The organism is Bradyrhizobium sp. AUGA SZCCT0158 (assembly GCF_018130065.1).
Classification (GTDB): Bacteria; Pseudomonadota; Alphaproteobacteria; order Rhizobiales; family Xanthobacteraceae; genus Bradyrhizobium.
Genome location: NZ_JAFCME010000011.1, coordinates 174,725 through 198,325 on the forward strand (window position 1 = coordinate 174,725; position 23,601 = coordinate 198,325).

Here is a 23,601-nt window from a genome sequence, read left to right on the forward strand (position 1 = left end):
ATCTTTTCCGCAGGCTTACGCCACCGCGCCGGACGCGCGCAACTTCTTGATCGCAGCCTCGTCATAGCCGGCGTTGCGCAAAATCTCGTCGCTGTGCTCGCCGAGGCCGGGCGGCTTGCGCGGCTGGACCTTCTTGCTGCCGTCGACCCAGATCGGGCTGCTGATGGTCATCATGGTGTCGTTCTCGAACGGCACCAGCACTTCGTTCTCGATCATCTGCCGGTCACCCGGAATGTCGTCGAGGATGCCGACGACGCCGAACACCAGCCCGTTGCCGTCGAGGATCTTGCGCCATTCGGCGAGGTCCTTGCCGGCAAAGATTTCGTCGAAGATCTTGATCAGGTCCAGCGAGCGCGCGTGCCGATCCTTCTTGGTTGCAAAGCGCGGGTCGCTCACCAGATCCTCACGCTCAAGGCAGCGCGCCAGTGTCGGCCATTGCCGGTCCTCGTTCAGCAGCGACAGGATCAGCCAGCGGCCGTCCTTGCACTGGTAGTGATTGGTCACCGCGTTCAGCGCGCGCTCGCGCGGCCGCCGCTCGCCGAACTTGGCGCCGACCAGTTTGGCCTGTGCCAGCACCGAGGCTGCCCAGACGCCGTTGGCCATCAGGTTGGAACTGACGTGCGAGCCCTTGCCGGTCTTTTCGCGCTTGAACAGCGCGGTCACGATCGCGCCGTAAAACGCCATCGCGCAGGGGTGGTCGCCCATGCCGGCGATCGATCGCGCTGGCGTGGTGTGTTCATCCGCGCGCACCAGGTCCATCAGCCCCGAGCGCGCCCAATAGGCGTTAGAGTCGAAGCCGGGCTTGTTGGCTTCCTCGCCCTTTTCGCCATAGCCGGTGAAGGAGGCGTAGATCAGCCGGTCGTTGAGATGCGCCAGATGGTCCCAGGTGATGCCGAGCTTGGTGCGGACCTGCGGCGGCATGTTGGTGATGAAGACATCGGCCTCGGCGACCAACTTGTAGAGCACCGCCTGCGCTTCCGGTTTCGTCAGGTCGAGCGCCAGGCTCTTCTTGTTACGGGCTTCCAGCATCCACGCGAAATTGTGTTCGCTGTGCGGGTAGCCCGGCAGATTCGGCAAATTGCGATAGGGATCACCGGTAACCGGCGGTTCGATCTTGATCACGTCGGCGCCGAAATCGGACAGCACGGTGGCGGCCGCGGGGGCTGCGATGAAACTCGCGCAGTCCAGAACCTTGAGGCCGTCAAAAATGCCTTTTTCCATCTCGATGCCGCTCCCGTAACCCTGTTGATTTTTCTTCCACTGGAATATTGCATGCCGTGCGTGCTGAAACTTCAACGCCATTTGGGCGCGGGATGCAACTACTCCCCGCCCGAGAGCAGGGCTGCATTACCGCCCGCCGCCGCGGTATTGACGGTCACCGTCTGTTCGGTGGCAAACCGCGCCAGATAATGCGGGCCGCCGGCCTTGGGGCCGGTGCCGGAGAGGCCATGGCCGCCGAACGGCTGCACGCCGACGACGGCGCCGATCATGTTGCGGTTGACGTAGATATTGCCGATCTGAACAGCGTCGATGATGTCGTCCACGGTATCGTCGATCCGGGAATGAATGCCGAGCGTAAGTCCGTAGCCGGAACGCTCGATCGATTGCAGCACGGCGGCGAGCCGGTCGGCACGGTAGCGCACCACGTGGAGCACCGGACCGAACACTTCTTCCCTAAGTTGCCCGGCATCGGACAGTTCGAAGATATGCGGCGCGACGAAATTACCCTCCGGTGCGGTGCCCGCAAAGTGCACCTGCGCGTCCTGCTTCATGCGCGCGATATGTGCATCCAGGCGTTGTTTGGCCTCGGCATCGATCACCGGCCCGATATGGGTTGCAGGATCAGAGGGGTCACCAATCCGCAGTTCACGCGCGGCGCCGGCGATCATCTCGATCATGCGGTCGGCGACGTCGTCCTGGATCAACAGCAGCCGCAGCGCCGAGCAGCGCTGGCCGGCCGAGCGGAACGCCGAGGTGACGACGTCGTCGGCGACCTGTTCGGGCAACGCGGTGGCATCGACGATCATCGCATTGATGCCGCCGGTCTCCGCGATCAGCGGCACGATCGGGCCGTCCTTGGCGGCGAGCGTGCGGTTGATTGATCGTGCCACCTCGGTCGAGCCGGTGAAGACAACGCCTGAGATGTCGGGATTTCCGACCAGCGCCGCACCGATCCGCCCATCGCCTTGCACCAGATGCAATGCGGAGGGTGAGACGCCGGCTTCATGCAGCAGCCGCACCGCTTCAGCCGCGATCAGCGGTGTCTGTTCGGCGGGTTTTGCGATGACGGCGTTGCCCGCCATCAGCGCTGCCGTGACCTGGCCCATGAAGATCGCGAGCGGAAAATTCCATGGCGAGATCGCGACGAAGACACCGCGGCCGCGCAAGGCGAGCACATTGCTCTCGCCGGTCGGACCCGGCATGGCCTTGCCGTCGCAAAACTGTTCGCGGCCTTGCGCGGCATAGTAGCGGCAGAAATCGACGGCCTCGCGGAGTTCCGACAGCGCGTCATCCAGCGTCTTGCCGCCTTCGCGTTGCAGCAGCGCGATGAAATGCGCCGCGCGTTGCTCCAGCAAGTCGGCGGCTTTTTCCAACGCGCGCGCCCGCGTCGTGGCGGGTGTCCGGCTCCAACCCCTGAATCCGTTGCGCGCAGCGGATATCGCCGCGTTCACCGCAGCCGGCGTCGCATCGGCGATAGCGCCGGCCGTCGGCGTGGTCTCCGCGGCAACATCAGCAACAAGCCGGCCCAACGCCGCGCGCTCGCCGAATTCCAGCCCGCGCGAGTTCGCCCGCTGCGGCGAAAAAAGATCGCGCGGCAATGGGATGTTCGGATGCATGGCCTTGTCGGCACTGCCGATCACATCCGCTGGACGCCGCAGCAGCGCCGACACTGGAATGGCCTCGTCAGCGGCGAGCGCGACAAACGACGAGTTGGCGCCGTTCTCCAGCAGGCGCCGCACCAGATAGGCGAGGAGATCGCGGTGGCTGCCGACCGGCGCGTAGGTGCGGCAGGCGATGTCAGGATGATCCTCGCTGAGCTGGGCATAGAGCGCTTCGCCCATGCCGTGCAGGCGCTGGAACTCGAAGCCGCGTTCGTCCTTTGCCAGTTCGAGGAGGGTCGCCACTGTCAGCGCGTTGTGGGTCGCAAATTGCGGAAAGATCCGCGGCCGCAAGCGCAGCAATTGCTGCGCGCAGGCGACGTAGTTCAGGTCCGCCATCGCCTTGCGGGTGAATACGGGATAACCCTCGAGGCCGCGCTCCTGCGCGCGCTTGATCTCGGTGTCCCAATAGGCGCCTTTCACCAGCCGCACCATCATGCGGCGGTTCAGGCTGTTCGCGAGACCGTCGACATGGTCGATCACCTCGCGGGCGCGCTTCTGATAAGCCTGGATCGCCAGCCCAAAGCCGTCCCAGCCAGCCAGGGATGGATCGGCGAATGCCGCCGCGATCACGTCGAGCGACAATTCCAGCCGATCGGCTTCCTCGGCATCGACGGTGAAATTCAGGTTGAAGGTCTTGGCCTGTCGCGCCAGATCGATCAGGCGCGGCACCAGTTCGCTCATCACGCGTGAATGACTGACCGCTTCGAAGCGCGGATGCAACGCCGAGAGCTTGACGGAAATACCCGGCCGATCGGGCAGGGGACGATTGTTGGCGGTGCGGCCGATCGCATCGATCGCGCGTGCATAGGAATCAAAATAGCGCGCGGCGTCGGCGGCGGTGCGTGCGCCTTCGCCGAGCATGTCGAAGGAATAGCGCCGGTGGCGCGATGCATGCGCTTCGGCCCGCGCCAGTGCGGCCTCGATGGTCTCGCCGAGCACGAAATGGCTGCCCATCAGCCGCATCGCCTGGCGTGTCGCGGCGCGCACGGCGGGTGCGCCGAGCCGCTTGGTCAGCCGGCCGATGGTGCCCTGCGGCGTCTCGCCGGGCTGGATCACCCGCGCCGACATGCCGAGCGCCCACGCCGAGGCGTTGACCAGGAAGGCGCTGGACTTGGTCTCGTGATGCACGAAGTCGCCCTGGCCGAGCTTGTCCTCGATGAACTGGTCGGCGGTTCGCGCATCCGGCACCCGCAACAGCGCTTCCGCAAGCACCATCAGCGCGAGGCCTTCCTTGGTCGACAATGCGAACTCGCGCAGCATGTCCTCGACACCGCCGAGCGGATCGTCATTGGCCCTGACGGCTTCGATCAGGCGCGTTGCCGTGCGGTCGATCCGTGCCTCCTGCTCGCCGCTCAGTTTGGCGGTGGCGAGCAGCCGGGCGGCGATTTTCGAATCATCGGGCGCGTAGGCCGCGTCGAAGGGCGGGAGAGGCGGTGGGCGGTCCGGCATGGTGATTCCCTCGGGTCTAACCCAATTTACCGTTGCTGCAACCGCAATTCGATAGACAAATTCGTGATTTTGCCTTAGGAAGTTCGGAAAATAGCAGAGGTGACCGCATAAACGATGCAAATTGACAAGATTGACCGCAAAATCCTCTCTATTCTTCAGGGGGATGGCCGTATTGCGAATGTCGAATTGGCCGAGCGGATCGGGCTGTCGCCGACCTCCATCGGCGAGCGCCTGAAGCGGCTGCAGCGCGACGGCTTTGTCGAGGGTTATGGTGCCCGGCTCAATCCGCATCGGCTGGGGTTGGGCTTGCTGGTGTTCGTCGAGGTGATGCTCGACAAGACCACGCCCGATGTCTTCGAGCGCTTCGCTGAAGCGGTGCAATCGGCCCCGGAAGTGCTGGAATGCCACATGGTGGCGGGCGGCTTCGATTACCTGGTGAAGGCCCGCCTCGCCGACATGACGGCCTATCGGCGCTTTCTCGGCGAGACCCTACTGGCGCTGCCAGGGGTGCGCGAAACGCGGACCTACGCCGTCATGGAAGAGGTCAAGCGCGACGCGCCGTTGCCGGTCGGGTAGCGCAAACAAAACAACCGTGACCAAAACGCACCACGCCAAAAATAGCCGTGGCCTGTTCCACGGGTGGCGGTCTTTGCAACTTGGCAGCGTGAAAGGCACGCGCTAATTCTCGGGCACCGCCATGGTTTGGATAGCCGGGATCATGAGAGACGCCGATCGAGCGTTGCGCCAGACGTTTTCCCGGCTTGCGGGCGTGCTTGGCGTTGTCGGGGTGGCGTTATCAGGCGCGCCTTCCGAAGCGGCCGAAATGAGTTCGGCGGTCGCCGACCTCTATACGTCGGTGTCGATCTATCCGCCGTCGGCGAATTCGATGACGGTCTGTTACGGCTTCGTCTGCCGGCGCCGCCAGATCCTGGAATTCACGCCGCAAGACCGCACCGCGCTGACGCAGATCATGGCCGCGGGCCGTGCGTCGGCCGTGGCCGAACGCGCGGCGGTGCAGAAGGCCGTGGTGTGGTTCGACCGCCGTATGGGACCGATCCTCGGCACCAACAAGCGCGTGGCGAAAGCGGATTTCCGCTACTTCGACGACAAGCACAATTACGATTGCTGGGACACCACCCGCAATACCACCAGCCTGTTACTGGTGCTGCGGGATTGGGGGCTATTGAAACATCACGCGATCGGTGATCCCCGCTATCGCGGCAATACGCTGGTGTTGCAGACGCCGCACAACACCGCCGTGCTGGTCGACCGCGCCACCAAGGCCGAATGGGTCGTCGACCTCTGGCCGCGGGGCTATCTGCAGCCCCCGGACGTCATGCCGGTCGAGAAATGGGTGAAGGAAGATTGAGCGGCCGGTCGGCCCAAAATGAGTACGAGCAACTACGGTGCTCGCTCCGCCGAACGCTCACAGTTTTTTGAGAGTTTTTTCAAGCCCGGCTCCCGGATTAGTTCCGAGAGCGCGCCGTTGCCGATCGCGCGGTAGCGCTAAACCTTGAGGTTCTCGGCCGAAGTCTTGCCGCGATTGGCAATCTCTTCGTATTCAACGGTCTGCCCTTCGTTAAGCGTCGAAAGCCCAGCTTTCTCAACTGCCGAAATGTGAACGAAAACGTCCTTGCCGCCGTTGCTGGGCTGGATAAATCCATAACCCTTGGTCGGGTTGAACCACTTCACCGTACCTTTAGCCATTCACGTCGTCTCCGCGGAATCAAAAAAATATCCGAGCCGCCGGTCCCCGCACATACCGGGCATGCCCGAGACTTCAGGATACGCGGGTTGTGGCGGACTGGGTAGCGCAAACGGCACCACGGATTCCGCAAAAATCCGCCATATCGCACCGTATTTCCGCCGTTTTGCCCGTTTCGCGCTCATTTGACGCGGCGAAATCGTGGCCGGCGCCAGCCTCGTCGATGGGGGGATTGACCAGAAATCCTCCCTCGCCTGGCGTGCGGGGGAGGGGGCTCTCCACAAAATAGACGCGCCGAGCGGGAGCATCCGCGCCTTCATCCGCCGTTCGTTTCAGTCGTTCGCGGTGAGATAATCCACCATACACAGACCTTGATGATCATCATCTTTGTCACCTCGGGCGCGCCCAAACTCATTCTCACATTTACATTGCAACAACAGAAAACCCCGGTCGCGCTGGGCGATCGGGGTTTCTGAACCGAATTTGTGGTTCGATCAGTAGCAGACGTTGACGGTGCGGAACACAACGCCATACGGGGTGGACACGCGGCGGCTCACGTAGCAGCCGTGGTAACCGCCACCGATGTAGCCGACGTTGAAGCCGAAGCCGTGGTGGTGATGATGATGGCCATGGTGGTGGTGATGCGGGAAGGCGGGCCAGTGCACCGGCTTCGCCGACGCGGCGGTCGGAGCCATTGCGATGGTGCCGAGGGTGGCGGCGGCAGCGATAGCGAGAGTAACTTTACGAAGCATGGTCTTTCTCCGGAAGTGAAGCGCGATCGACATCTTGTCTTGGCGCGGGTTGATCATTCAGGTTCAGTCTTACCCATCGCCCATCAGTCGTGCGTGCAAGAAAGCCGGTTCGAGAAAGCCGCATTACATTGCGGACAACTACCTGAATGGCTGTTCAGATGTGAAACAGATCACACAACGGAAAGCCGCGATGGGCTAGGCGGCTCGGTTTGCGCCGGGATTCCACATCGTTAATGCAACGTTGGGCGCCATCGTCATTGCGAGGAGCGAAGCGACGACTTGTCCGCCGTAGCTCAACGAGCGAAGGCGGAAGCAATCCATCCATCGTCTCGCACGTCGCGAGATGGATTGCTTCGCTTCGTCTGAACCGCACCCACAACAGAAAACCCCGGCCGCGCTGGGCGACCGGGGTTTCTGAACCGAATGAGTGCTTCGATCAGTAGCAGACGTTGACGGTGCGGAGGACAACGCCGTAGGGGGTGAACACCCGGCGGGTCACGTAGCAGCCGTCATAACCGCCACCGATGAAGCCGATGCGGAAGCCATGGCCCCAGTGACCGTGGTGGTGATGGCCGTGGTGATGGTGGTGGTGATGCCACGCCGAAGCGGTGGTGGGAGCCAGCGCCATAACGCCGAGGGAAGTGGCGGCGGCGAGAGCGAGAGCAACTTTACGCATGGTCTTTCTCCTTCAATGATGCGCGTCGACATCTTGTCCTGGCGCGGGTTGATCGTTTCAGTTTCAGTCTGGGTTTCAGTTTCAGTCTGACCCATCGCCCATCAGTCGTACGCGCCAAAAAGCGGGTTCGAGAAAACGGCGTCTCGATCGGGCAGAATTTTCTGAATGCTTGTTCAGGGAAAGTGAGGATCGCGAATGGAATCGTAGATCGTAGGGTGGGCAAAGCGAAGCGTGCCCACCATCCTCACGGCATTCGTACGAGAGAATGGTGGGCACGGCGCAACGCGCCTTTGCCCACCCTACGACTTCGGCTTACATCGCCATCACGCCGCGGCAGGCGTCACGTCGTCGATCAGCGCCGACAATTCCTTCGCATCCGACACGCTGCGTACGATCATCGGCTCGTTGCGGCCGCGGATCTCGACTTCATGTTGCGGCAGCGCGTCGGCGGATAGGCCTGCGGCGGCGCGAACCTCGTCCGAGATCACCACCTCGCAGGAAAGGCTCTTGGTCATGTCCTGCAGGCGTGCGGCGACATTGACGGGATCGCCGAGCGCGGTGAACACCATATGGTCGCGGTAGCCGATGTCGCCGACGATCACCTCGCCGCCATTGATGCCGATACCGAAGCGGATCGGTTCGCGCAGATCATGTTCCAGAAACTTGTTCACCTCGTCGACATTGGCGGCGATCATGGCGGCGGCCCGCAGCGCTTGCCGGCAGGCCTCCTGTCGGCTCACAGCAAGCCCGAACAGCGCCAGCATGCCGTCGCCGACGAACTGGTTCGGCCGGCCGCCGCTTTCGATCACCGCCTGCGATACCGCGCCGAGGAACCGATTGACGATGAAGACGGTGTCGAAGGGTAGGCGTTTTTCCGCAAGCTTGGTCGAGCCGCGCATGTCCACGAACATGCTGACGAGATAACGCTCCTGGCCGATCCGCGTCGGACTGGACGACGGTGCGTCGGCCGACATGGTGTGCGGCAGGAAGAGCTGGAAAAAGGAGAGGTCGCTCGCCGGCCGCAACTGACAGGCGAGGCGGATCGACGGATCCGACGTGCCGACGCGGCCGAGCACGAAGGCTTCGCGCTGCGAGGGCGCGGGCAGGTCGTGGTGGTCGCCGATGATGCGGATACGGCAGGTGGAGCAGCGCGCACGGCCGCCGCACACGCTGGCATGGGGCACGTTGTGGCGCAGGCTGGCCTCGAGCACGCTGAGGCCCTTCGGCACCCGGATCGTTCGGCCGTTGCCATAGGACAGGTTGATCATGCCGCCGCGGCGCTCATGAATGGCGCGGGCGCCCTTTGCCAGCAGTGTAAATCCGAGCAGGCCCCAGTAGCCGAGCAGAAGATAATCCGTGATCTGGTTCAGCACGGCCTTTTCGGCCGATGTCCCCGTCTGGGATGGTTTGAGATTCTCGGCCCGCCATTCGGCGCTGTCGCTGTCGACGACGATGCGTCCGCCCTGATATAGGCCGAGCATGGCAAGCGTCGGAATCAGCACCGCGGCGGCCAGCAGATAGGGCGCGGCGGTCTTGTAGAACGCCTTCATGCGCAGCCACAAATACAGACCGATGCAGCCGTGCGTCCACGAGATCACCAGGACGGCGAACAGCATCCACATCTTGAGCGGCGGCCATGAGATCCAGTACGCAAAGAACACTTGCGGGTAGAGTATCTCGTGCCCGTACAGCGAATAGCCGAGCCGCACGCCGATCACGTGCGTGATGATCATCGCGGGAATGCTGAGGCCCAGCACCAGTTGCAGCGGCTCGATCGCCTTCCAGCGGAATTGCCGGCGCTCGTACAGCGCCCAGATGCCGAGCCCGGTGTGAATGAGGCAGGCCGCATAGAACACCAGCGTGACCGGCAGCGAATGCCAGAACAGCGTGTGCCAATAGACTCCGCTAGCCAGGGCCTCCATCGAGATATTGCCGAGCGCATGGTTGACGAAATGGCTGATCAGATAGGCGAACAGCACCACGCCGGTGGCCAGGCGGACCTGTCGCAGGCTGACGCCGCGCAGGGTGGCTGTGATTTGCTTAGGGGACAGGGAGGCCATGCGGTCCATAGGATGAGTAATAGCGATGATAGTGCTTAACTTCTTCTACCGATACCTTCCGGCGTCGTCCCGGCGAAGGCCGGGACCCATACTCCGCGGCCCATCGATGGGCGCCGAGGCCGGAGTCGTTTTCCTTACCACAATCGGTGGCTATGGGCCCCGGCCCCCGTGCGCAATTGCGCACTAGGCCGGGGCGACCCAAGTCTTTTCCGCCGCGAAACGTTGACACCCCCGCGGGAGTCGAAGAAAAAGCGCCGTGACGAGCGCCCCCGACAATAGCAACAAACCGGATAGCGCCGGCCGGCCGTGGCTTGCCGTGGTGGCGTTGATCGCCGCGATGACGGCGATGCGGCTGATCTATGCCGGTGTCATCGAGCTGCGCACCGACGAGGCCTATTACTGGACCTGGTCGAAGGAGAGCGCGCTGGCTTTTCTCGACCATCCACCCGGGATTGCCTGGCTGATCCGATTCGGCACTGCGATTTTCGGCGACACCAATCTCGGTGTGCGGTTCGGCGGCATCGTGGCGATGCTGATCACGCAGCTGCTGCTTGCCGATATCGTCCGTCGTGTCACCGGTGATTTTCGCGCCATCGTGTTCGCCTTGCTGATGCCGGAGGCCGCGCTTTATTATGGGCTGCTGATGGCGAAGGTGGCGCCGGATACGGCGATGATCCCGCTCGCGGTCGCGATGCTGTGGTCGCTGGTCCGGCTCCATGAAAGCGGCAATGCGCGCTGGTGGCTCGCAGCGGGACTGTTCGCCGGCCTGGCGATGCTGTCGAAATTCACCGTGATCATGCTGCTGCCCGCCGTGCTGGCGTTTGCGCTGGTGCCGGACTGGCGACGGCGCTGGCTGCTCAGTCCCTATCCGTGGGCAGCGGCGCTGATTGCATTGATCGTGTTCGCGCCGGTGCTGATCTGGAACTATCAGCACGACTGGGCCTCGTTCCGGTTCCAGTTCGTGCGCGCGGTCGCGACCCATCAATTGTCGCTGCGCACCATCGGCGATTATGTCGGCCTGCAGTTCGGCCTCGTCGGCTTCGTGCTGTTGCCGGTGGTGCTGTCTGGCGTGGCGCTGACGGCGTGGCGCGGCTATCGCCATCGCGAGCCGGTTGCGATCCTGCTCTCGACCGCTGTCATCGTGCCGTTCGGCTACTTCTTCTGGAAGTCGCTGACATTGCGCGTCGGCGATACCTGGCCGATGTTCCTGTGGCCGGCCGGATTTGCCGCCACCGCCATCAACCTCGCAATGCTGCCGCGCGAGGGCTGGCCGGAATCGATGATCGCATCCACCAACAAATGGGCGAGGGTGGCGGTGATTTCCGGCATCGCCTTCGTCGTCGGCGTGTTCTTCTATTATGTCGCGGTTCCCTGGAACCTGATCGGCCGCGCCGATCCGGTCGGCAGCGAGGCCGGCTATGAGCAGGTGGTGGCGCGTGCCCAGGATCAGCTGCAGAAGACCGGCGCGACCTGGATCGCGACCACGGACTATCGCACCTACGCAATGCTGCGCTGGTATTTCAACGGCCGCGTGCCGGTCATTCAGATCAACGAGCGCGGCAGGTTTCAGGGCTTTCGCGATCCCGGCATGAACCTCATCCGGGATCGCGCCGGCCTCTACGTCGCGCGCGAGCCGGATAACCGCCTGCCGATCTGGGATTTCACGTCAGCCAGGCGGCAGCCGCTCGAACGCGTCGAGCGCAGCTGGCGCGGCGTGGTGATGGATACCTACGCGCTGGAGAAGCTGACCGGCTGGACGCCGGAACTCTCGCCGCCGCCGGACACGCCGCTGTTCCGCTGGCGCGTGCTGGCAGATAATGCGCCGCCGGGAATGTCACTCCTCGCCGTCGCGCTTGCGCAAAAGGTCCTTGGCGAGATCGCCGAGCGCGGGCCGCGGCAGCGCGGTGAAGGGTAGCGGCCGCGTCACGTCGATGGCGGCGAGGCCGAGCCGGGCGGTCAGCAGCCCGTTGAGCACGCCTTCGCCGAGCCGCTGCGAGAGCTTTGCCGCGATGCCATGGCCGAGCATCTGCTGCACCAGGCTGTCGCCAATCGCCATGCCGCCGGTAACGGCGAGGTGGCCGATGACGTGGCGCAGCAGGCTGAGCATGCCGAGCGTTCCCGGCCGGCCGCCATAAAGCCGCGCCAGTTGCCGGATCAGCCGCATCGCGGCGACGAACACGAACAGCACGTCGATCAGCGCGCGCGGACTGACCGCGGTGACGACCGAGACGCGTTGCGCCGCCGTGGAGACCAGCCGCCGCGCCTCCTCGTCGAGCGGCGCCATCAATTCGCGCTCCGCCAGCTTGATCATGTCGGCGCCGTCGATGATGTCGTCGGCGTGACCGACCAGCGTGGCGCGGGCGCGCGCCAGTTGCGGATTCTGGTGCGCGAGTTTTAGCAGGTCGTTGACGATCGCCCGGCTGGCGGCGCGATCGTCGCTGACCAACACCTCGGCGGCACGCTGGTGCAGCTTCTCGATGGCGGCGAGCCGCGCCAGCCCGAAGGCTTCGCGCGCGATCACAACCGTCAGCGCCAGCGCCGCGGCGACGGCAAATGTCAGCGCGACGTAACCCATGGTCTGGCTGCGCGCGAACAGATCCTCGATCAAATTGACAACGCCGAGCCCGAGGCCGAGCAGCACCAGCCCTCCGGTGGCGGTCCAGAACAGCGTGCCCCAGCGGAAGCCGCGCCGGGCCGGGACCAGCGGCCTGTCGATCGGCACCGGCAATTGCGCAGGGTCGGGCTCCGGCGTGATATGCACCGTGCCGCGCGCGGGGCGGCTGGCATCATCCGGATCCATCACGATCACGTCGGGATCGTCGAGCTTGAACGTCGCCGGCCGCCGATGAGGCGTCTTCTCGCTCATTGCAGTTTGTCTCCGATCAGGAACTGGAGGGCGCGGTCAAGGCGGATGTGAGGCAGCGCCGGCTCTTCGCCGCCTTCGCGCTGCAGCAGCGGCGGCCGGAAGCGCAGGAAGCGATAATCGGCCTTTTCCGAAGGCGTGCTGGAGAGGCCGCGGAACGTGCCCTTGAACAGTTCCTCGGGATCGCTGGGCAAGTCACCCGGAAAGGTCGCCACTTCGGTCTCGCCGTCGAACGTATCGCCATTGGCGACTTCGCCTGATGCCGGCGTGCCGAGCAGCGAGGGCAGTTTCTCCCGGCCGCGCGCGACCATCGCCTCACGGGTGGCGCGCACCGCGGCCAGCGCCACCACGTCGATGGCCGCTCCGGCGTACTCAGCGCGATCGGCGGCCTTGGCGACCGCGCGCCGCAATATGGCCTCCAGCCGGTCATGGCTGGAATGATGCAGATGATCGGCCTTGGTCGCCGCAAACAGGATGCGGTCGATCCGCGGCCGGAACAGATTGCTCAGGATCGTGCTGCGGCCGATCCGGAAACAATCGAGGATGCCGGCGAGTGCGGCTTCCAGATCGTGCAGCGCCTCCGGTCCGGCGTTGAAGGCCGCGAGCGCATCGACCAGCACGATCTGGCGATCGAGCCGCGCGAAATGATCGCGGAAGAACGGCCGCACCACGACGTCCTTGTAGGCCTCGTAACGCCGTCGCATCATCGCCCACAGCGAACCGTCAGGCGCGGTGCCGTCGGGTGCGACGTCGAGCGGCGCAAAGGTCAGCGCCGGCGAGCCTGCAAGATTGCCCGGCATCAGGAAGCGTCCTGGCGGCAGCAGGCTCATCGCAAAGCGCTCGTCGCGGCAGGCGCGTAAGTAATCGGTGAACAGCTTTGCGGCCATGCGCGCCGCCGGCTCGTCCTCGCGGGCCTCGGCGGTCAACGTCGCCAGATGTTCATGCCACGGCGCGGCGAGCTTTTCGCGCGGGCCTTCGCGTGAGAGCGCGAGGCTCTCGGCCGACCATTGCTCAAAACTTTTGTTGAGCAGTGGCAGGTCGAGCAGCCATTCGCCGGGGTAGTCGACGATATCAAGCGTCAGCGTGCGGTCGGCGCCGTTCTGGCGCTGATAGTCCATCACCAGGCGGAGTTCGCTGATGTCGACGGTGGAGGCGGGCCAGAGGCGCTCCTCGATCAGGGTGCGGACGTGGTTCTCGTAATCGAAGCGCGGCACCGCGTCATCGGGCTGCGGCTCGAGTCGGGCGCGGGCGATGCGCCCGGTCGCAAACGCTTCGAACACCGGAAAACGGCCGCCGCGGGTGAGGCCGTGGATCAGCGCCGTGATGAACACGGTCTTGCCGGCGCGGGACAAGCCTGTGACGCCGAGCCGTACCGTCGGATGGAAGAAACTGTCGCCGTAATCCAATAGCGCCCGCGCCGACAGCCGCGCTTCCTCGACGATATCCTGAAAACTGGGGGCCATGCGGTGCGGGAAGACTCGATGAGAGGGCGCTCACCCGCCAAAGTGGCGATTGGGGGACCAAAATCAAGCTTGGAGGGAGGTTTCGGCCGACGAACCGGGCGGCGCGTTGACCTCCCAACGGCGATGTTTTATCGCCCCGTGACAACATTCCGGACGCGGCATACCTTCGCGACCAGGAAAACAATGATGAGGGGAGAACGGCCATGCAGGTGACCGGAAAAGTCGTGGTTGTCACCGGCGGCGCCAGCGGCATCGGCCGGGCGCTGTGCGAAGCCTTCCATCGCGCGGGCGCGGCCAAGGTCGTGGTCGCCGACATCAATCCGGACGGCGCGCGAACCGTCGCCACGCCGATCAATGGCGCGGCCTTCAAATGCGATGTCGGCAAGGAGAAGGATGTCCTCCACGTCATCGAGGAGACCGAGAAGCAATTCGGCCCGATCGCGTTGTTCTGTTCCAATGCCGGCATCGGCGGCGGCTTCGATCCGTTGTCCACCAATGCAGGCGGAACTTCGGATGAGCCCTGGTCGCGAAGCTGGGCCGTTCACGTCATGGCGCATGTCTATGCCGCGCGGCACCTGATCCCGCGCATGAAGGCGCGTGGCGGCGGCTATTTCCTCAACACGATATCAGCGGCGGGACTGCTGTCGCAGGTCGGCAGCCCGGCCTATTCGACCACCAAACATGCGGCCGTGGGCTTTGCGGAAAATCTCGCGATCTCGCACAAGGCCGACGGCATCAAGGTTTCGATCCTGTGCCCGCAGGGCGTCGATACCGCGATGCTCAGGTCGATTCCAAAGGGCCCGCAATCCGGCGACGGCGATCTGTCGGCGGAGCAGGTGGCGCAGGACGTGCTCGCGGGGCTGGAGCAGGAAACCTTTGCGATTCTGCCGCACCCGCAGGTGCTCGGTTACATGCGCAAGAAGACCGAGAATTACGATCGCTGGATATCAGGGATGGCGAAGATCCAGGCCAAGATGCGGGAAACGTACGGGAAGTGAGCGTGAGGAGTGCCGTGCTCTTTCCCCGTCATTGCGAGGAGCGTTAGCGACGAAGCAATCCATCTATCCGTTATGCCGCACCATGGATTGCTTCGCTTCGCTCGCAATGACGTTGATAGGCCGGTGGCTCAATCCTTCTTCGTGTAGAGCAGCGGCACCGCCGAATCCACCATCACCTCGATCAGGCTGGCACCCTCATGCGCCAACCCGCGCTTCAGCGCAGCACCGAGCTCTGATACCTTGCTGACGCGCACCGCGTGACACCCCATGCCCTCGGCGATTTTCACAAAATCGATGTCCGGCAGTTCGAGGCCCGGCACGTTGCGGACCTGCATCACCTGGCTGAACGAACGCATCGCGCCGTAGCCGGAATTGTTGATCACCACCACCGTCAGCGGCAGCTTGCGCTGAGCCGCGGTCCACAGCGCCTGGATCGAATACATCGCCGAGCCGTCGCCAATCAGGCAGACGGTGCGCACATCGGGACGTCCCAGCGATATTCCGACCGCCGCGGGCAGGCTGAAGCCGAGGCCGCCGCTCGCCATGGTGTAAAAACTGTCCTGCCCGCGCATCGGCATGAATTTCTGCATCGCCGGGCGGTGCGACGGCGCCTCCTCGACGAGGGCCGCGTCTTTCGGCATGGCGTGGAACAGCGCATCCAGCAGGAATTCCGTCGGGATCGGATCGGCGGCCGTGGGCGCGGGGAGTGGCGCGCGGCCTGCCGGGATCACGCGCTTGGTCTCGGGCAACAGGTCCAGCAGCATCGTCAGCGCCGGCTTCATCGTCGCGACGATGCTGGTGCCTGACGGCGTCACCGCCGCCGCGGTCGGATCGTCGGTGATCTGGAATATCGTGGTGGCGCCATCGAAGATCGCGGCGTGGCCTTCGACATGAAAGGTGAAAATTGGCGCGCCGATCACGACCACAAGGTCGTGGTCGCGCAGTGCGTCGGAAACCTGTCCCGGCGAGGCATGCAAAAAGCCCGCGAATTGCGGATGCCGTTCCGGAAACGAACAGCGTGCCGAGAACGGGCTGACCCACACCGCGGCGCGGGCTTTCTCCGCCACGCGCACCATCAGGTCGACGGCCTCGGCGCGATCGACGCTGGGGCCGACGACGAGAGCGGGGCGTTTGCTGTCGGTGAGCGCTGATACCAGCGCCTTCATCGCAGCGGGATCGGGCCCGAGCTCGCGGCTGACCTGGCGCGCCTCGACCGGTTGCGTGGGACGGGTCCAGTCGTCGACCGGCACCGAGACAAAGGTCGGTCCGCACGGCGGCTGCATCGCGACATAATAGGCGCGGGCGATCGCGGCCGGTACGTCCTCAGGCCGCGCCGGCTCGATGCTGTATTTCACGTAAGGCTGCGGAAATTCCGTCGCCCGTTCGGCAAACAGGAACGGCAGCAGCGGCATGATCGAGCGCGCCTGCTGGCCGGCTGAAATCACGATCGGCGTCTGGTTACGGTAGGCGTTGAAGATATTGCCGAGTGCATTGCCGACGCCGGCGGCGGAATGCAGGTTGACGAAGCCGGCGTTGCGGGTCGCCTGCGCATAGCCGTCGGCCATGCCGACCACGGAGGCTTCGTGCAGCCCCAGCACGTAATCGATGTCGTCAGGCCAGTCGCTCAGGAACGGCAGTTCGGTCGAGCCGGGATTGCCGAACACTTTCTTGACGCCGAACGCGCGCAGCAGGTTGAAGGTGGCGTCCTTGACGGTGGTGGATTTGGTTTCGGTCTTGGTGGGCTTGCGGGACGACATCCGTGACTCCCAGAGCTAACTGCAGACTCCGTCATTGCCTGTGACAAACGCGAAGCGTTTGCACAAGGGAGCAAAGCGACGAAGCAATCCATACTTCCTGCATGGAGGTATGGATTGCTTCGCTTACGCTCGCAATGACGTCAAATCAACTTCACCACGTGGCCGTACCCTTCATCGTCGGCTGGCCGTCCGAATTGGCGGTCCACAGTTCCGTGCCGGTGCCGGTGTCGTTGGCATTGACCGAGAACTCGCTGCCTTCGAACAGCGGCTGCACGCCGCGGTAGCCTAGTTTCTTCGGCGCCGCGCCGCCGTGCAGTTTGGCCGCGAACTCCACGATCAGGGCCGCCTGCAGCGGGCCGTGGAACACCAGCCCCGGATAGCCCTCGACCTTGGTGACGTAGTCGCGGTCGTAATGGATGCGGTGGCCGTTGAAGGTCAGCGCCGAGTAGCGGAACAGCAGCACGGGGTCGGCCATGTGGCTTTCGCGGTGCTTTGCGACCGGTGGCGGCGGGGGCGCCTTGGCAGGGGCGGACGGCGCCGCGCCCGACAGGTCGCGGTAGACGATGTCCTGGCGCTCGCGGATGGCAACGCCGCGCGGCGTCGTGATGGTGTGCTCGACCGCGACAAAACATAACGCGCCGGTGCTGCCGGTCATCATGGCGACGTCAGCGATGCGCGAGGTACGTTTGGCCTCATCGCCGACGCGCAAGGCGTCCAGGAATTCGAGCTCGCCGCCGGCCCACATCCGCCGCGGCAGCGGCACCGGCGGCAGGAAACCGCCGCGGGTCGGATGGCCGTCGGGGCCGAGCATCGACATCGGAAACACCGGCTGCGCCAGGCACCAATGCGTGGTCCAGGGCGCGGCGTCGCCGGTCCTGGGCTCGCCGATCTCCTGAAACAGTGTCGCGCGCAAACCCTTCACGAGTTGCGCGGTGACGATGTCGGAGGCCTCGGTGGTCTTTCCGATCCAGCCGCGCAAATGGTCGAGGTCGAGTTTTTCCGTCATGACGATTTTGCCCGTGCAGAAGCCTTGGGGAGTTCGACGTGCTCGCCGATCGCAGGGACCGCGCCGTAACGCCTGTTCTCACCGACGAAGATCGCAGCCGGCGCGGCGTAGCTGACCTTGCCCTTCGGCGTATCGACCTCGATGCGGCGCAGATGCGGATGGGTGGCAAGATCGGCCATGGTGTTGACCTCGGCAAACGCGATATCGGCGTTCGCGAGCCGCTTCAGCAGATCGACACGATCCATCGTGGCAAAGCTGTCGGCCACGATCTTGTCGGTCACAGTGCGATTCCTGACGCGCTCGACCATGTTGGCCAGGCGGGGATCATTGGGCAGATCGGGTTGATCCAGCACCTCGGCGCAGAGCTTCTTCCACTCGCGCTCGCTCTGGATCGAGATCAGGATGCCCTTGCCGTCCTTCGACTGGAATACGCCGTAGGGCGCAATGGACGGATGCGCCAGCGCCATCCGCTTCGGCGGGTTGCCGGCTTCCGAATTGATCAGCGGCACCGCCATCCAGTCGGCCATCACGTCGAACATCGAGATCCGGATATCGGCGCCCTTGCCGGTGCGTCCCCGCGCAATGAGTGCTTCGAGGATGGAAGCATGCGCGGTAGCGCCGGTGGCGATATCGACGACGGAAATGCCGACGCGGGACGGGCCTTCCGGCCCGCCGGTGATCGAGGCGAGGCCGCTCTCGGCCTGGATCAGGAGATCATAGGCCTTGCGGTCGGCATAGGGGCCGTCGTCGCCATAGCCTGATATGGTGCAGCAGATCAGCGCCGGATAATCCTTGCGCAAACGCTCCAGCGAGAAGCCGAGCTTGTCCATCGAGCCGGGTTTCAGGTTCTGCAGCAGCACGTCGGCGCTGGCGATCAGTTCTTCCATCGCCACGCGGCCCTCTTTGGTGGCGAGGTCGACGACCACGGAATTCTTGCCGCGGTTGAGCCAGACGAAATAGCTGCTCTGTCCCTTCGCCGCGGCGTCATAGCCGCGCGCAAAATCACCCTCGGGGCGCTCCACCTTGATGACATGGGCGCCGGCATCCGCCAGCCGTGAGCTGCAAAACGGCGCAGCGACCGCCTGTTCGACGGCGACGACGATCAATCCTTCAAGCGGCAGCATTATTTGTTCTCAGTAGGAGCGGGGCATGCCGAGCACATGCTCGGACACGAACGACAGAATGAGATTGGTCGAGATCGGCGCGACCTGATAGAGCCGCGTCTCGCGGAACTTGCGCTCGACGTCGTATTCCTCGGCGAAGGCAAAGCCGCCATGGGTCTGCACGCAGGCATTGGCGGCTTCCCAGGAGGCGTCGGCTGCCAGCATCTTGGCCATGTTGGCTTCGGCGCCGCAATCGAGCCCGGCTTCATATTTGCGGGTGGCTTCCTTCACCATCAGCTCGGCCGCGCGCATCTGCGCATAGGCCTTGGCGATCGGGAACTGGACGCCCTGGTTCTGGCCGATCGGACGGCCGAACACCACGCGCTCCTTGGCATAGGCGGTGGCTTTGGCGATGAACCATTTGGCGTCGCCGATGCATTCGGACGCAATCAGGATACGCTCGGCGTTCATGCCTGACAGGATGTAGCGGAAACCCTTGCCTTCCTCGCCGATCAGATTTTCGGCGGGCACCCGCATGTCCGCGAAGAACACTTCCGTGGTGGCGTGGTTCATCATGGTGCGGATCGGGCGGATTTCCAGGCCGTTGCCTTTCGCTTCGCGCATGTCGACGATGAACACCGACAGACCATCGGTGCGCTTCTTGGCGTCTTCCTTCGGCGTGGTGCGCGCCAGGAGGATCATCAGGTCGGAATATTCGGCGCGGCTGGTCCAGATCTTCTGGCCGTTGACGATGTAGCCATTGTTGCCGTCGCGCTTGGCAAAGGTCTTCAGCGAGGAGGTATCGGTGCCGCTGGTGGGCTCGGTGACACCGAAGGCCTGCAGCCGCAATTCGCCGCTGGCGATCTTGGGCAGCCATTTTGCCTTCTGCTCGTCGCTGCCGTGCCGCAGCAGCGTGCCCATCGTGTACATCTGGGCGTGGCAGCCGCCGCCATTGCAGCCGGCGCGCTGGATCTCTTCGAGAATCGCGGCCGCCGCCGACAGCTTTAGCCCGGCGCCGTTATATTCCTCGGGGATCAGCACCGAGAGATAGCCCGCCTGCGTCAGCGCATCGACGAACTCGCTCGGATATTTCATCTCGCGGTCGAGCTTGCGCCAGTATTCGCCGGGGTATTGGGCGCAGAGTTTCGCGACCGCGTTGCGGATGTCGGCGTATTCGTCTTGCTGTTCGAGTGCGGTCATTTGGAGTGCCGTTGTGATTGGGGATGGGCGTGGAGTTGTGAAACCACCGGTAAGTCCCTATGCTCGATTGTTATAGCGTATTAACCCGCATTCCAAGATTGGCAAGCATGGATTTCCGACAGCTGAGGACGTTCAGTTGCGTGGCCGAACTCGGAAGCCTCAGCAAGGCCTCCGACACGTTGCGGGTCGCGCAGCCGGCGCTCAGCCGCCAGATCAAGCTGCTCGAACACGAGCTGCGCGCCGAGCTGTTTACCCGCAACGGCCGCGGCATGGTGCTGACCGAGGCCGGCCGCCTGCTGCTGGCGCGGACCGCCGGCATCGTCCGGCAAATCGACCAAATTCGCGACGATATCCAGTCCTCCGGCGGCCCGCCGTCGGGACGGGTGGTGCTGGGTCTGGTTCCAACGGTTAGCTGCGTGATCTCGGCGCGGCTGGCGCGGCGCACCGTCGAAAGCTACCCGGGCATCTCGCTCTGCATCGTCGAGAGCTACAGCGGGCATTTGATCGAGTGGTTGCATCGCGGCCAGATGGATCTCGCCGTGATCTACGGACCGTCGGCCGACCTGCACCTCACCGTGCAACACCTCGGCCGCGACAAGATCGTGGCGGTCGGCCCGCGCGGTTGCGGGCTGACGAAGAAGAAGCAGGTCGATATCGACTGGCTGCTGCGGCAGCGGCTGGTGTTGCCCAGTCATTCGCACGGGCTCCGGACGCTGATCGAGCATGCGGCGGCCAAGAAGAAGCTGAAGCTCGATGTCCAGGTCGAGGCGGATTCCTTTCGCGTCCTCACCAGCCTGGTCGAGGAGGGGCTCGGATATGCGCTGCTGCCGCCGTCCTCGCTGCGCGCGGAAGTCGCCGACGGCCGGCTGGAAGTCGCCACGATTTCAAAACCGGCGCCGATGCGCGAACTCACCATCGCCTCCCCCATCGAGCATCCCGGGTCGACCGCCATCACGCTCGTCACTGATCTGCTCCGCAAGGAGGTCGACGCCTGCCGCAAGGAAGGCCTCTGGGATATCCAGGTCGGCTGAGGCGATTACGTAACCGCAAACCCCAGATTTTCCCGGAACCGGTTCTTCAGGAACACGCCGTCGCGCGGCGGCAGCGCGCGATCGACATGGCCGGTAGCGATACGAATGCGCGCCAGCCGCGGCCCGGCGTCGATGCGCTGCAGCGTCGGCCGATAATCGTTGACGCCCTTGATGTCGGTGATTTCGGTGACCGAGCGAAAGCCCGCGCCGGTCGCGATCACGTCGAGCTGGGCGCCGAGACCGGAATGGCTGACCTGCATGCCGGTCTCGCCGAAATGGCCGTTGTCGAGAATGACGATGGTCAGATTGCCCGGCGTCTTGGTGGCGATCGTCAGCAGGCTGCCGATGCCCATCAACTGTTCGCCGTCGCCGGTGATGACGGCGACCGGCCGCTTCGGTTGCGCGAGCGCAAGGCCAAGGCCAACCATGCCGGCTCCGCCCATCGCGCCCCACAAATAGAAATTGGCAGGGCTCTCGCCGGCATCGAACACGTCGTACGACGCCGAGCCGAGCCCGGTCACGACAAGCAGGTCCTTGCGATCGGCGAGCAGTGCCTTGACGGCCTCGCGGCGGCCAAGCGTGAAATTCTGGACCATCACTTCGTCTCCGTCCATTTCTTGCGGCCCAGCATGCGCTGCGAGATAAGCACCGCGATCTGCTGGTCGCTCTCGAACGCCAGTGAACAGGCGGCCGAAATAACCTCTTCTGCGTCTTCAGGCCGTTCGAGCCTGAACACGGTGATGCCCATGATCTCGAACGCCTGCGGCGTCGCTTTCCCCATCGGGATTTGCCACGGATTGAATTCGGCCCATTCGCCGCGCATCGTCACCAATGTCAGGAACGGCAGGCGGCAGCTCGCGGCCAGCGAAAACATGTTCACGCAATTGCCGACGCCGCTCGACTGCATCAACAGCACCGAGCGATCGCCCCCGAGCCAGGCGCCGGCGGACAGCGCGACGCCTTCCTCTTCGGTGGTCAGCACGGTGGTCTGGATCGCTGGATCGGCGTGCGACAGCTCGATCAGGCGGGAGTGGCCGGCATCGGGAACATAGGAGATTTGCGAGACGCCATGCGCTTTCAGCGTCTTGTAGATCTGCGCCGGCCAGCTTAGGCCGGACTGGGTATCGTCTTTGGCGTCATCCCTGACAGCAACATCGTTCATGGCAGCCTCGGTTCCGGGTCACGTCTCCTGCGTGACCACGGCCAAGGTTTAGCCCAGAAGACCGCAGTGCGGCCTTCTCATCTGGTTCAAGCTGCCATGCCGCGATGTTATAGGGGCGCCGGTAAAGCCTTTGGCGTTGATAGCTTCGGCGCGATCAGGCGAATTGAGCTCGCTCAGGAAATCCGCGCCGGCAGCGATTCGATGCCGCGCACGAAACTGGAATAGACCCGCTTCGGCTCGCCGACCACCTCGATGCGATCGAACCGCTTCAGCATTTCCTGCCACACGATTTTCAGCTGCAACTCGGCCAGCCGCATGCCGACGCAGCGGTGGATACCGAAGCCGAACGAAAGGTGGGTGCGGGGCCGGGCGCGGTCGATGATGAATTCGTCGGGCTTCTCGATACCCTCCTCGTCGCGATTGCCCGAGACGTACCACATCACGACGCGGTCACCCTTTGCGATCTTCTTGCCGCCGATCTCGGTATCGACCAGCGCGGTGCGCCGCATATGCGCCAAGGGAGTCTGCCAGCGGATCACTTCCGGCACCATGCTGTCGATCAGCGCCGGATTGTCGCGCAGCTTCTGGTACTGCTCGGGATGCTCGTTCAGCGCCAGCACCGAGCCGCTCATGGTGTTGCGGGTGGTGTCGTTGCCGCCGACGATCAAGAGGATGATGTTGCCCATCAGATTGTCGGGGTCCATGTGCCGCGTCGCGTCGCTGTGGGCCATCATGGACAGCAGGTCGTTGCGCGGCTCGCTGTTGACGCGCTCATTCCAGAGCTTTGAGAAATAGGCGTAGCATTCGTCCATTTCCTGGCGCCGCTGTTCCGGGGATTCCACGACGCCGCTCTTGGGCAGCGCGGTCGAAACGTCGGACCAGCGCGTCAGCTTGCGCCGTTCTTCCCAGGGGAAGTCGAACAGCGTTGCCAGCATCTGCGTCGTCAGTTCGATCGATACGCGGTCGACGAAGTTGAAGGTCTCGTTGCGCGGCAGATTGTCCAGCACCTTGCAGGCGCGCTCGCGGATCAGTTTTGCCAGCTCGTCCAGGTGCGTCGGCGTGAACATCGGCGACACCGTCTTGCGCTGCGAGGAGTGCCGCGGCTGGTCCATCGCGATGAAGCTCGGATAGTCATAGCCGGGCGGTACGTCGCGGATCGAAATGCCGCCGAGTGTCGAGTCGGAGGAGAAGATGCCGTGGTTGGTGTCGACATGCATGATGTCGTTGTATTTGGTCACCGACCAATAGGGTTCGATCGGCGCGTTGGTGCAGTAATGTACCGGCTCTTCCTTGCGCAGCCGCTCGAACCACGGCCACAACGTATCGTTCTGGAACAGCTTTGGCGCACCGGGGTGAAAATCCTTCAGCGGCGTCGAGTAGGCCTCTTCGCGCGCGGCGCGCAGAAGCTCTTGTCTGTCGGCTCGGATCGCGGCCTGGACGTTCATCGTCGTTCATCCCCGGGTACAGGAAACGTTGAAGGAATGTATTAGACTA

The 23,601-nt window shown here is 64.0% G+C and carries 20 protein-coding genes; 5 read left to right on the forward strand and 15 right to left on the reverse strand.

Features of this window, described 5'->3' with window-relative positions; genetic code table 11:
• Nucleotides 1–15: 15 nt before the first annotated feature.
• Both JQ574_RS18130 and putA read right to left on the reverse strand, forming a co-directional pair.
• On the reverse strand, nt 16–1,221 hold the full coding sequence (locus tag JQ574_RS18130; RefSeq protein WP_212211948.1) for a CaiB/BaiF CoA-transferase family protein: 1,206 nt from the start codon (nt 1,219–1,221) through the stop codon (nt 16–18).
• A 98-nt stretch (nt 1,222–1,319) separates the two neighbouring features.
• A complete protein-coding gene (gene putA / locus JQ574_RS18135; protein ID WP_212211945.1) occupies nt 1,320–4,331 on the reverse strand; it encodes a bifunctional proline dehydrogenase/L-glutamate gamma-semialdehyde dehydrogenase PutA in 3,012 nt (1,003 codons plus the stop codon).
• Nucleotides 4,332–4,445: 114 nt separating this feature from the next.
• On the opposite strand from putA, the gene JQ574_RS18140 reads away from it, so the two are divergent.
• On the forward strand, nt 4,446–4,907 hold the full coding sequence (locus JQ574_RS18140; protein ID WP_212211942.1) for an Lrp/AsnC ligand binding domain-containing protein: 462 nt from the start codon (nt 4,446–4,448) through the stop codon (nt 4,905–4,907).
• A 142-nt stretch (nt 4,908–5,049) separates the two neighbouring features.
• A complete protein-coding gene (locus JQ574_RS18145; protein ID WP_409363431.1) occupies nt 5,050–5,700 on the forward strand; it encodes a hypothetical protein in 651 nt (216 codons plus the stop codon).
• 137 nt (nt 5,701–5,837) lie between these two features.
• Here JQ574_RS18145 and JQ574_RS18150 read toward each other — a convergent pair whose 3' ends face one another.
• The 4 genes from JQ574_RS18150 to JQ574_RS18165 all read right to left on the reverse strand — a co-directional run bounded on the left by JQ574_RS18150 (nt 5,838) and on the right by JQ574_RS18165 (nt 9,524).
• A complete protein-coding gene (locus JQ574_RS18150) occupies nt 5,838–6,038 on the reverse strand; it encodes a cold-shock protein (protein ID WP_027539571.1) in 201 nt (66 codons plus the stop codon).
• Between the two features lie 492 nt (nt 6,039–6,530).
• Nucleotides 6,531–6,788 (reverse strand): hypothetical protein, encoded by a 258-nt coding sequence (locus JQ574_RS18155; protein WP_212211940.1) that lies wholly within the window; start codon nt 6,786–6,788, stop codon nt 6,531–6,533.
• Nucleotides 6,789–7,224: 436 nt separating this feature from the next.
• Entirely contained in the window at nt 7,225–7,464 is a 240-nt protein-coding gene (locus tag JQ574_RS18160) for a hypothetical protein (protein WP_212211937.1), read from the reverse strand.
• Between the two features lie 323 nt (nt 7,465–7,787).
• Nucleotides 7,788–9,524, reverse strand: a complete 1,737-nt coding sequence (locus JQ574_RS18165; protein ID WP_212211934.1) for an adenylate/guanylate cyclase domain-containing protein — start codon at nt 9,522–9,524, stop codon at nt 7,788–7,790.
• Between the two features lie 337 nt (nt 9,525–9,861).
• Here JQ574_RS18165 and JQ574_RS18170 point away from each other — a divergent pair, with 337 nt between their 5' ends.
• Complete coding sequence (locus tag JQ574_RS18170; protein WP_212211992.1) at nt 9,862–11,439, forward strand: glycosyltransferase family 39 protein; 1,578 nt, start codon at nt 9,862–9,864, stop codon at nt 11,437–11,439.
• Here JQ574_RS18170 and JQ574_RS18175 read toward each other — a convergent pair.
• Together JQ574_RS18175 and JQ574_RS18180 are read right to left on the reverse strand one after the other, a co-directional pair.
• Nucleotides 11,359–12,390, reverse strand: a complete 1,032-nt coding sequence (locus tag JQ574_RS18175; protein ID WP_212211931.1) for a YcjF family protein — start codon at nt 12,388–12,390, stop codon at nt 11,359–11,361. The genes JQ574_RS18170 and JQ574_RS18175 overlap by 81 nt on opposite strands.
• Nucleotides 12,387–13,850: a YcjX family protein gene (locus tag JQ574_RS18180; protein WP_212211929.1), complete on the reverse strand. Its 1,464-nt coding sequence runs from the start codon at nt 13,848–13,850 to the stop codon at nt 12,387–12,389. The genes JQ574_RS18175 and JQ574_RS18180 overlap by 4 nt, the downstream gene beginning before the upstream one ends.
• 203 nt (nt 13,851–14,053) lie before the next feature.
• On the opposite strand from JQ574_RS18180, the gene JQ574_RS18185 reads away from it, so the two are divergent.
• Nucleotides 14,054–14,848 (forward strand): SDR family oxidoreductase, encoded by a 795-nt coding sequence (locus tag JQ574_RS18185; RefSeq protein ID WP_212211926.1) that lies wholly within the window; start codon nt 14,054–14,056, stop codon nt 14,846–14,848.
• 128 nt (nt 14,849–14,976) lie between these two features.
• On the opposite strand, the gene mdlC is transcribed toward JQ574_RS18185, so the two are convergent.
• The 4 genes from mdlC to JQ574_RS18205 form a co-directional block, all read right to left on the reverse strand.
• Nucleotides 14,977–16,605, reverse strand: coding sequence for a benzoylformate decarboxylase (gene mdlC / locus JQ574_RS18190; RefSeq protein WP_212211923.1), 1,629 nt, complete (start codon nt 16,603–16,605; stop codon nt 14,977–14,979).
• Between the two features lie 151 nt (nt 16,606–16,756).
• Entirely contained in the window at nt 16,757–17,611 is an 855-nt protein-coding gene (locus JQ574_RS18195) for a MaoC family dehydratase N-terminal domain-containing protein (protein WP_212383758.1), read from the reverse strand.
• On the reverse strand, nt 17,608–18,735 hold the full coding sequence (locus JQ574_RS18200) for a CaiB/BaiF CoA-transferase family protein (protein ID WP_212211917.1): 1,128 nt from the start codon (nt 18,733–18,735) through the stop codon (nt 17,608–17,610). Before JQ574_RS18200 ends, JQ574_RS18195 begins: the two co-directional genes overlap by 4 nt.
• Before the next feature lie 9 nt (nt 18,736–18,744).
• Nucleotides 18,745–19,914 (reverse strand): acyl-CoA dehydrogenase family protein, encoded by a 1,170-nt coding sequence (locus tag JQ574_RS18205; protein WP_212211914.1) that lies wholly within the window; start codon nt 19,912–19,914, stop codon nt 18,745–18,747.
• Nucleotides 19,915–20,021: 107 nt separating this feature from the next.
• On the opposite strand from JQ574_RS18205, the gene JQ574_RS18210 reads away from it, so the two are divergent.
• Nucleotides 20,022–20,945, forward strand: coding sequence for a LysR substrate-binding domain-containing protein (locus tag JQ574_RS18210; RefSeq protein ID WP_192736597.1), 924 nt, complete (start codon nt 20,022–20,024; stop codon nt 20,943–20,945).
• Nucleotides 20,946–20,950: 5 nt separating this feature from the next.
• Here the strand turns inward: JQ574_RS18210 and JQ574_RS18215 are convergent, their stop codons facing one another.
• From JQ574_RS18215 to JQ574_RS18225, 3 genes are all read right to left on the reverse strand, one after another.
• Nucleotides 20,951–21,541, reverse strand: coding sequence for a thiamine pyrophosphate-dependent enzyme (locus JQ574_RS18215; protein WP_249119415.1), 591 nt, complete (start codon nt 21,539–21,541; stop codon nt 20,951–20,953).
• Nucleotides 21,541–22,107: a thiamine pyrophosphate-binding protein gene (locus JQ574_RS18220; protein ID WP_212211908.1), complete on the reverse strand. Its 567-nt coding sequence runs from the start codon at nt 22,105–22,107 to the stop codon at nt 21,541–21,543. Before JQ574_RS18220 ends, JQ574_RS18215 begins: the two co-directional genes overlap by 1 nt.
• Nucleotides 22,108–22,280: 173 nt before the next feature.
• Entirely contained in the window at nt 22,281–23,552 is a 1,272-nt protein-coding gene (locus JQ574_RS18225; protein ID WP_212211904.1) for a cytochrome P450, read from the reverse strand.
• Between the last annotated feature and the right edge of the window lie 49 nt (nt 23,553–23,601).

Bases quoted from the DNA above. Each gene is read 5' to 3' on its own strand.
- JQ574_RS18160 (WP_212211937.1), bottom strand. From the start codon at position 7,464: ATGCGTAAAGTTGCTCTCGCTCTCGCCGCCGCCACTTCCCTCGGCGTT.
- mdlC (WP_212211923.1), bottom strand. From the start codon at position 16,605: ATGTCGTCCCGCAAGCCCACCAAGACCGAAACCAAATCCACCACCGTC.
- JQ574_RS18155 (WP_212211940.1), bottom strand. From the start codon at position 6,788: ATGCTTCGTAAAGTTACTCTCGCTATCGCTGCCGCCGCCACCCTCGGC.
- JQ574_RS18145 (WP_409363431.1), top strand. From the start codon at position 5,050: ATGAGAGACGCCGATCGAGCGTTGCGCCAGACGTTTTCCCGGCTTGCG.
- putA (WP_212211945.1), bottom strand. From the start codon at position 4,331: ATGCCGGACCGCCCACCGCCTCTCCCGCCCTTCGACGCGGCCTACGCG.
- JQ574_RS18215 (WP_249119415.1), bottom strand. From the start codon at position 21,541: ATGGTCCAGAATTTCACGCTTGGCCGCCGCGAGGCCGTCAAGGCACTG.
- JQ574_RS18170 (WP_212211992.1), top strand. From the start codon at position 9,862: ATGACGGCGATGCGGCTGATCTATGCCGGTGTCATCGAGCTGCGCACC.
- JQ574_RS18140 (WP_212211942.1), top strand. From the start codon at position 4,446: ATGCAAATTGACAAGATTGACCGCAAAATCCTCTCTATTCTTCAGGGG.
- JQ574_RS18210 (WP_192736597.1), top strand. From the start codon at position 20,022: ATGGATTTCCGACAGCTGAGGACGTTCAGTTGCGTGGCCGAACTCGGA.
- JQ574_RS18150 (WP_027539571.1), bottom strand. From the start codon at position 6,038: ATGGCTAAAGGTACGGTGAAGTGGTTCAACCCGACCAAGGGTTATGGA.
- JQ574_RS18165 (WP_212211934.1), bottom strand. From the start codon at position 9,524: ATGGCCTCCCTGTCCCCTAAGCAAATCACAGCCACCCTGCGCGGCGTC.
- JQ574_RS18195 (WP_212383758.1), bottom strand. From the start codon at position 17,611: ATGACGGAAAAACTCGACCTCGACCATTTGCGCGGCTGGATCGGAAAG.
- JQ574_RS18225 (WP_212211904.1), bottom strand. From the start codon at position 23,552: ATGAACGTCCAGGCCGCGATCCGAGCCGACAGACAAGAGCTTCTGCGC.
- JQ574_RS18175 (WP_212211931.1), bottom strand. From the start codon at position 12,390: ATGAGCGAGAAGACGCCTCATCGGCGGCCGGCGACGTTCAAGCTCGAC.
- JQ574_RS18180 (WP_212211929.1), bottom strand. From the start codon at position 13,850: ATGGCCCCCAGTTTTCAGGATATCGTCGAGGAAGCGCGGCTGTCGGCG.
- JQ574_RS18130 (WP_212211948.1), bottom strand. From the start codon at position 1,221: ATGGAAAAAGGCATTTTTGACGGCCTCAAGGTTCTGGACTGCGCGAGT.
- JQ574_RS18200 (WP_212211917.1), bottom strand. From the start codon at position 18,735: ATGCTGCCGCTTGAAGGATTGATCGTCGTCGCCGTCGAACAGGCGGTC.
- JQ574_RS18220 (WP_212211908.1), bottom strand. From the start codon at position 22,107: ATGAACGATGTTGCTGTCAGGGATGACGCCAAAGACGATACCCAGTCC.
- JQ574_RS18185 (WP_212211926.1), top strand. From the start codon at position 14,054: ATGCAGGTGACCGGAAAAGTCGTGGTTGTCACCGGCGGCGCCAGCGGC.
- JQ574_RS18205 (WP_212211914.1), bottom strand. From the start codon at position 19,914: ATGACCGCACTCGAACAGCAAGACGAATACGCCGACATCCGCAACGCG.